The 8560-nt window shown below is 43.9% G+C and carries 6 protein-coding genes and 1 pseudogene; all 7 read right to left on the bottom strand.

Going from position 1 to position 8560, the window contains the following annotated elements; genetic code table 11:
• Positions 1-96 precede the first annotated feature (96 nt).
• Positions 97-1773, bottom strand: a complete 1677-nt coding sequence (locus LDO37_RS08930) for a methyl-accepting chemotaxis protein (protein ID WP_126607104.1) — start codon at positions 1771-1773, stop codon at positions 97-99.
• Positions 1774-2000: 227 nt separating this feature from the next.
• On the bottom strand, positions 2001-2906 hold the full coding sequence (locus LDO37_RS08925) for an AraC family transcriptional regulator (RefSeq protein ID WP_126609522.1): 906 nt from the start codon (positions 2904-2906) through the stop codon (positions 2001-2003).
• Positions 2893-4386: a xylulokinase gene (gene xylB / locus LDO37_RS08920; protein WP_126609523.1), complete on the bottom strand. Its 1494-nt coding sequence runs from the start codon at positions 4384-4386 to the stop codon at positions 2893-2895. The genes LDO37_RS08925 and xylB overlap by 14 nt, the downstream gene beginning before the upstream one ends.
• A 71-nt stretch (positions 4387-4457) precedes the next feature.
• Positions 4458-5268: pseudogene (locus tag LDO37_RS30340) on the bottom strand (L-iditol 2-dehydrogenase).
• Positions 5265-6644 (bottom strand): mannitol dehydrogenase family protein, encoded by a 1380-nt coding sequence (locus LDO37_RS08910; protein WP_126609525.1) that lies wholly within the window; start codon positions 6642-6644, stop codon positions 5265-5267. The pseudogene LDO37_RS30340 and the gene LDO37_RS08910 overlap by 4 nt, the downstream one beginning before the upstream one ends.
• Positions 6634-7743 carry an ABC transporter ATP-binding protein gene (locus tag LDO37_RS08905; protein WP_126609526.1) on the bottom strand — a complete coding sequence of 370 codons (1110 nt, stop codon included), beginning with the start codon at positions 7741-7743 and terminating at the stop codon, positions 6634-6636. Before LDO37_RS08905 ends, LDO37_RS08910 begins: the two co-directional genes overlap by 11 nt.
• On the bottom strand, positions 7740-8552 hold the full coding sequence (locus LDO37_RS08900) for a carbohydrate ABC transporter permease (protein WP_126609527.1): 813 nt from the start codon (positions 8550-8552) through the stop codon (positions 7740-7742). Before LDO37_RS08900 ends, LDO37_RS08905 begins: the two co-directional genes overlap by 4 nt.
• Between the last annotated feature and the right edge of the window lie 8 nt (positions 8553-8560).

The raw sequence follows: 8560 nt of genomic DNA, 5'->3' as shown, positions 1-8560 counted from the left end.
ACCAGTTTTTACGTCTTTATACTCAAACAACTTCAAGTCGTGAGGTTGTTTGAGTATGGTATTTAGTTTGACTATTACTTACATAAAATTCATGCCCTAAATCTGAAACTGATTCAATTGCGAATTCATTAACCTAACTTTCTCATTTACTATGCTTGCTTCTTCAACGCTTTCTTGGCTCTGCTTGGATAGGGTTTGTGCAATATCTTTTACTTCTGTTGTATTCTGCGCTATTTCCCTACTCACCGCGCTTTGCTCTTCACTTGCTGTTGCAATTTGCGCTGACATTTGCTGTACACACTTCATAGAGTTAGTGATTGAATCAAACTGAAGCTCAACTTCGTTGATGTATTGAACTGACGTAATTGCTGTAGTGCCAGTCGTCTTGATACTTTCCGTTGTACTTTCAGTTATAGACTGAAGTTCCAAAATCATATCTCTTATTTCTGATGCGGATTCGGTCGTCTTTTGGGATAGGCTACGTACTTCATCAGCAACAACGGCAAATCCTCGCCCAAACTCCCCCGCTCTTGCTGCCTCAATCGCGGCATTCAGAGCGAGTAGATTCGTCTGTTCAGCAATGCCTTGTATAGTCTCAATAATTTGAGAAATATCACCAGTATTTGTGTTTAGCTTTTCTATATATTTTGCGGTTGAACGAATTTCATGATTGAGCTGTTCTACAGCTTTCTTGGTCTTACTTGTCAATTCTTGACCTTGACGAGTATTAGTAAAACATTTTTCTACTTCCCCTGCTGAAGCTTCAGAATCTCCGGCTATTTCAACGCTAGCTGAAGACATTTCTTCAATAGCGGTAGCGACCATGTTTACCTGATCTAATTGTTTATCTATCTGTGATTGTGTTTGATGATTAGAAGACTCTGCTTTAGATGTACTCAAAGATAAATGGTGCGAAACCTCTGATAGTTTATGCAGCATATCCTGTAACTTATCCACGAAACTATTAAATGAACTAGCAACTTTTCCAATTTCATCGTTTGAAGATATATTGAGCCTTGCTGTTAAATCACCGTTACCTATACTTAGTTCTTCTAGCTGAGCACCAATCTCCTCTAAAGGCTTCATAGTTCTAGATATAACTACATAACCAATAGAACTCACTAAAAGTGCAGCAATCGCTGTAACGAACGCAGTAGTGAAAATTAAAGAGAAATATTTATCATCCAATATGGCTTTCTTCTCCTCAACTATCTCGTCAATATCATCAATGTAAAAACCAGTTGTAAGCGCGTAGCCTTGCTCGGGAATATAGCGACTAAATGTCATTTTTGGAAAATACTTATCTTCCGTAGGTTTATATCCATCAAAAATGGTAAAACCATCACCAGATTTTGCACTTTTAACGATTTCACGAACTATATACTGATTCTTAGAATTTTTAAGATCCCACTGTGATTTGCCCACATTCTTCGGATTTGAGCCATGTGCGATTACCACGCCTTGCATATCATGAATATAGAAGTAGCTATTGGGATCACCATCTACGAAACGCAACTCTTGAACACGTGCGGCTAGTTTCTGTTTTAACTCTTCACCTTCCGTGTTCGATAAAGTGGGTTTTAGGGTACTGTAAGCGGTGTCAATAACAGCCTTAAGCTTTTCCTGCTTTTCGGACATCATGGTTGTTCGAACATCTTCTATAAGCTTGTTTTGATAGACATTCATCCGATTTGATAGTACGAGTAAGAGCACTACTCCCAAGAGGAAGATTGACAACAAGCTCACTACAAATATCTTATTTTTTAGCCCCATAATTACCCTATCCTAGCTTTTAACGTAGTTATTACGTTGAGGGTGTAAGGATACAAAGGTATCGGACAATCATTAAAATACTTGACTTTTCTAACGAAACTAAGATGGGGGTAACTAAAGAATTATAAACTTCTCAAATATTATCATTACTGAAACAAACCGACGAGCAAGCCATTCATTGTACAATATATTACCTTTTGCTACGTTTTGATTTTAAGTTGAGCCTTCTACCCATCCACCGTATTTTTCTTTCTGTAAGCCAATGGAGTAAGGCCTTTGATTCTTCTGAATTGGCGGCTGAAATTCGCTAAATTGCTGAAGCCAACCTGTTTACTGATATCAGCAATACTGTCTTTCGATTCAATCAGCTTGATGCACGCCCGCTGCACTCGAATTCGGTTAACAAAATCGGTGAACCGATGCCCCGTAGATTTATGGAAAAAGCGGGAAAAGTACGACTCCGTCATGTCGATAAGGTCGGCGACCTCTTTCACTTTTATCGGTTTTTTGTAGTTCAACATGACAAAATCGAGCACCAGATTGATTTTGCTGTTCATCATCTCCGAGTCTTTCTTCAGCGTAGGTGGCAAAGTCGACAATATTCGCGTTTTTTGAACGTTTAAGAACACCATGAATTTCAAAAAGTGAATCAGCTTTTCAACGCCCTGAGAACACCGGACGGCATTCATGTATTCCATGCTGACTTCCATTGGAACATCAATGAATTCAATCCCCATTTTTGCTTGCTCTATTAGTCGCAAAAACTGAGAAAGCTCTGGGAAAATTTGGGTTGCTCGTTGAATGAGTTCGGGTTCAAAAAGAATCACCATATCTCGCAGCTTGTGCGTTTCCCCTTCAGATAAATAACTTACCCAGTTATGAGGCAGCCAGGGACCAACAAGCGTTAAGTGACCAGGGGAAAAAGGACCGACATGATTGCCTATCATGGCTTTTCCGGTGGTTTTCACAATTAAGTGCAACTCATATTGCTCATGAACATGCCATTTTATTCGATGATGAGGTACGCCGTGCTCGGTGTAGCCCACCGACTCTTTATCGAATTCGACAAACTCCCAAACAGGGCGTTCGCCGATACTTTCGTGGTTAAAGGGCTTAATTTCATACGTCGACATACGAAGCTCCTACTCTATTCGAACGTACGGATTCATACCCTTTATACAACGTTCGAAATTCTTCATATTTTTTGTGATACACGTTGGCACAACTTGTATCAGGTGTGATTTCTTCAATCACCTTTGGCGAAGTGCAAACCGACTCGACTGAATCTCCGGTATGACAAATTTTAGCGAGCCTAGCCGCGCCGAACGCAGGACCGCTTTCACCACCCTCATATCGAATGATTTTTACATTCAGAATATTGGCGACAATTTGTAACCATAAGCGGCTTTTGGCTCCGCCTCCTATTGCACCAAGGCATTCCACTTGCGTACCGCTTTCTTTGATCGCGTTTTGGCAATCCAATAAGGAAAATGCCACGCCTTCTAGAATGGCTTGCACCATATGGTGCCCCCGCGTTGCCCAAGTCATGTGGTGAAAGCTTGCAGTGGCAAATGGGTTATTGTGAGGGGTTCTTTCACCCATCAAGTAAGGAAGAAACAAAGTAGGCTGAGCTGGATCGTAGTGTGACTCAAGATCGTTAATCAGCTCACCAATATCTTGCTGCGTGAGGTCTGCAAACCATTTGAGAGGGCTCGCACCGTTGAGCATGCACGCCATTTGAAACCAGCGATCTGGAATGGCATGAGCAAAAGAATGGACCAATGCAGCCGGATACGGTTTGTAGGTGTCTGTCGTTACAAAATACTGCGCAGACGTACCCAGTGAGATAAACGCATCACCTTGATTGATTGCCCCTATCCCCAATGCACCACAAGCAGCATCTCCCCCGCCTGCACATACCATGACATCAGTGTTAAGTGCCGTAACGTCTGCCGCCAGCTGGGTTAGATTCCCCGTGGACTCTGTCCCTTCTTTCAATGCCACCATCAAGTCTTGTGAAATGCCTGAAAGAGTGAGCATGTCATCCGACCAACAACGGTTTGCTTCATCCAGCCACAAGGTTCCCGCTGCATCGCTCATGTCGGTCGCCAACGTGCCTGTAAGCTTAAAACGTACATAGTCCTTTGGAAGCATCAAATAGCGAACAGATTTCAACACCTCGGGTTCGTTTTTTGCCATCCAACGCAGTTTAGGGGCAGTAAAACCGGACATGGCAGGCACACCGGCAATCATCCCAAGGGTTGGATTTTCTTGATTCATGGCATCTGCATCCAAATGCGAGCGGCCATCATTCCACAAAATCGCTGGGCGCACGGGCTTGAATGATTCATCAAGCATCACAGCGCCATGCATCTGCCCAGATAGCCCAATGCATTTGATGTCGTTGAATGGCGCAGGGTATTGGCTTCTCAGGGCTTGCATGGTACGCAGCGTGGCTTCCCACCATAAGTCGGGCTCCTGCTCTGACCATAACGGATGAGGCGTTGACGCTGGGTAAGATTCGCTCGTTGAATCCACCACTTGCCCACTTCCATCCATCAACAAGCATTTAACTGATGATGTACCAATATCAATCCCTAAATAGTGCGCCATTATCCTTCCTTTTGTTATTGGGTTTAGCGATCCCTGAAAGATGCTTAAACCCTCAAGATACTTAGTTTTGGCTAGTTCATCGCATTTCCGCCGTCGACATTAAATGTCTGAGCGGTAATATAATTTGCCATCGGTGATGCTAAGAACAGCGCCATGCCTGCCATGTCCGCTGGAACCCCCATTCTACCCAGTGGTACCTCTTCTCCAACCAACCGCTTCTTCTCGCCAAGCGGGCGGTTTTCGTATTTCGCGAATAAGCTATCGACATGTTCCCACATCGGAGTATCAACCACCCCGGGTGATATACCATTTACGTTGATCCCCTGTTCTGCCATGGCTAAGCCTGCGGATTGGGTATAACTGATAACAGCCGCTTTGGTGGCACAGTAATGGGCAACTAGGGGCTCACCCCGTCGACCCGCTTGAGAAGCCATGTTGATCACTTTGCCTCCTTGCCCCTGCCGATACCATTTCTTTTAAAACCGCCTGCATCACAAAGAACATACCTTTTACGTTAACGCTGTATAACTTATCGAATTGCTCTGGGCTTGAATCTAGAACAGGGCCCATATCGAAAATAGCCGCGTTATTGAACAATATATCTATACCGCCAAATTGCGCTTTTGTCTGAGAGACAGCTAACTCAATTTGATTAATGTCTGTCACATCTGTTGAACAGTACTGCACAGAGTTGGGATATTCTTGCATCAGTGCTTGTAACTCGGTTGAAGGGGTTTCACCGAGATCCAATACCATGCACTTTGCCCCATTCGACGCATAGATTTCACAAACAGACAGTCCTATCCCGCCATTTGCACCGCTGAGTAGTGCCACTTTGCCTTGAAGGATGAGTTGATCATCTTGATACGCGGTAATGCTCATTGTTGCTCCTCATACGCTTTGGACAGATCTTGGATCTTAGCTCGTATTTGCTCGGAAAAATCTGGATATTGCGCCGTTAACCCTTGCCAGACGTCTTCATTTTTCAAGAATGAAGTTACGGGGTCACCACTCTCAAGCCATTGTTTTGCCTTGTTGAAGTGTGGATCCTTGTAGTTAAACGCTAATTTTCCATTGTAGAACCTTTCAAGAAAGCAGTACCAGTGAGCAATCAACTCAATCGCGTATTTAGGCATGTGGCTTCTTTCCAAATTGAAACGCACTGTGGGCAAGATGAATTGCGGAAACTTGCTTACGCTATCCATCGCGATGCGCTCGATTGAATCGGCTATGTGACTGTTACCAAATCGTTCTACAATTTTTTGGCGATATTGCTCTAAATCCACTGGTGGGTTCGCAATGGTTGGGATGACCTCTTTTTGATGGTATCCCTTCAGCCACTCAGCCAGTTCGTCATCAAGCATGTTTTCGTCGAACGTTTGATACTCCCTAAGGGCACCGACATAAGAAAGCAAAAAGTGCCCACCATTTAAGATACGAATTTTGGTTTCTTCAAACTCGTGCACTTGGTTGGAAAAAGTAACGCCTACTTTTTCTAATGATGGAAAACCTGCAGCAAACTTGTCTTCAATAACCCACTGCTCAAAATCCTCCCCCATAATTGGGCATCCGTCTTTTTCACCAACCACCATAGAAAGCTCTTGCGCCAAATTTGGGGGTGGAACTGGGGTGATCCTATCCACCATGCAACATGGAAAGGTGACGTGCTTATTAACCCATTCCAACAGTTCATTATCTTGTATTGCGGTAAGGTACTGCTTAAACGTATTTTCCAACACAGTTCCGTTATCGCGTAAGTTGTCACACGTCAGCACCGTAATGGCGCCTGCATTCGATGTTGCTCGGGTTTCTAATGCATGCTTCAAATATCCGTATACCGTTTTCGGCTGATCTTGATGTGCAATATCCCAAGCCACTTCTGGATCGTTTAGGTTTAAATCATTGGTATCGGTTAGGTAATATCCCCCTTCCGTGACCGTGATGGTCAGTGCTTTGGCATCTTGATCAGCAAACAAGCCGTCTATGGCACCGACGTTATCTGAAGCGTCAATCACACTTTCTAATGCTTCAATTTTTCGGATCTCTATATCGCCATACGCCGATATTTTCTTTAGGTGATATCGACCATTTTGTTTAGCCAATGCCTCGATAAGACCGCGAGAATCTGCACGTAAGTTAACCCCTGTGTAATACCATCTCTCATTGGGTTCAACCAATCGATTGTAGCGGTCGATATAGTAAGCTTGGTGACCTCGAAAAAACGATCCGACACCAAAATGAATGATTCTATTTGGCATGATCGCTCTCCTCGTAAATATTTAAGGCGAGATCATTACCATCGAACAAATACACTTGTTGCTTATCGAGATACAAACCCACTTCTTGCCCCAAAGTTGGGCTATCTGCTGGTGTGTGTTTTGCCACGACCGTTTCGCCATTTTCAATGCGGACGTAACTTAACGTCTCTGAACCGAGTTGTTCAATGACTTCTACAACACCAGACATATCACCTTGCATTGGGTCGGTTAGCTTGACCGATTCAGGTCTAATTCCGAGTGTTTTTGCTTCTAGAACACTACCACTGTATTTATGAACAGGTAGCTGCATTTTCGCATTTTCGGTTAACTGAACGGTTAATTCTTGCGCTTCTGAGTGCACCGTCCCCAAGCCTAAAATGTTCATTTTTGGCGTGCCAATGAATGAAGCCACGAATAGATTTGCTGGTTGGTGATAGAGCTCTAACGGTGTTCCAATTTGAGCGACTTCTCCCTCCTTCATGATCACAACTTTGTCCGCTAAAGTCATGGCTTCAACCTGATCATGCGTTACGTAGATCATTGTGGTGCCTAACTCATGATGCAGTCTGGAAAGCTCTATTCGCATCTCCACACGCAAAGCGGCATCTAGGTTAGATAAAGGCTCGTCAAACAAAAATACTTTAGGGTTACGAACAATCGCCCGACCAATGGCAACACGCTGCCTTTGCCCGCCCGACAGTGCTTTGGGCTTTCTATCGAGCAAGGGTTCTAACTTAAGCGCTTTCGCTACTTTCAGAACTTTGGATTCAATTTCATCTTTTGGCGTATTCGCCAATTTCAAAGCAAACCCCATGTTTTCTTTCACCGACATGTGTGGGTAAAGCGCGTAACTCTGAAACACCATGGCAAGGTTTCTTTTGGAGGGATGCGTCTCTGTGATGAGTTCACCGTCCAAATGAATGCCGCCAGCAGAAGACTCTTCTAACCCTGCAATGGTGCGAAGTAGCGTAGATTTGCCACAGCCTGATGGGCCAACGAATACAACAAACTCGCCTTTTTTGATCTCGAAGTTAATGTTTTTCAGCGCCAGCGCGTCGCCGTATTTTTTATCTAGTTGGTTAACGGTTAAATAACTCATTTTACTGCTCCGAACGTCAATCCTTGTACGAGTTGTTTCTGACAGAACCAGCCGAGCACGACAATAGGTGCGCAAGCAAGCGTGGATGCTGCCGATAGTTTTGCCCAAAATAGTCCTTCTGGGCTGGAGTATGTGGAAATCATAGTGGCAAGAGTTCCTGCATCTGCCGAAGTTAAGTTGATAGCCCAAAAGGCTTCGTTCCAACTCAAAACAATCGACAGTAATGCGGTTGACGCAATACCACCAAACGAAAGCGGAAGCAGCACATGGCGAATCTCACCTAACGTTGACGCGCCATCAAGTCGGACGGCTTCCAGAATGTCTTTTGGAATGTCTTTGAAGTACGAAAACAGCATCCAAACAATGATGGGTAAGTTAATAAGTGTGTAAATGATGGTGAGCGCTAAACTGCTGTCCAGCAGCCCTGCTTCCTTACACAATATGTAGATAGGCACCAGCACCCCAACGGCGGGTAGCATTTTGGTGGACAGCATCCAAAGCAACATGTCTTTAGTACGCTTTCCTGGGTAAAACGCCATTGAATACGCAGCAGGTATGGCAATAATCAACGCCAAAATAGTGGAACCAAAAGCGGTAATCACAGAGTTTTTAGCGAATTTAAGGTAATCACTTCGTTCCTGAACAATGCCGTAGTTTTCTACCGTAGGTTCAAAAATAAACGTAGGTGGAACGGCAATCGCTTGTTGCTCTGTTTTGAACGACGTAATTAGCATCATAATAATTGGGAAAAACACGATTAGTGCGTTCACCCAGCTCAATATGGCTCTAAATCGATGTGTCTGATTCATAAAACCTC

It is taken from the genome of Vibrio penaeicida (assembly GCF_019977755.1).
In the GTDB taxonomy this organism is placed as follows: Bacteria; Pseudomonadota; Gammaproteobacteria; order Enterobacterales; family Vibrionaceae; genus Vibrio; species Vibrio penaeicida.
Note: the sequence above shows the minus strand (reverse complement) of the source record. Positions and strands in the feature narration are given on the sequence as shown.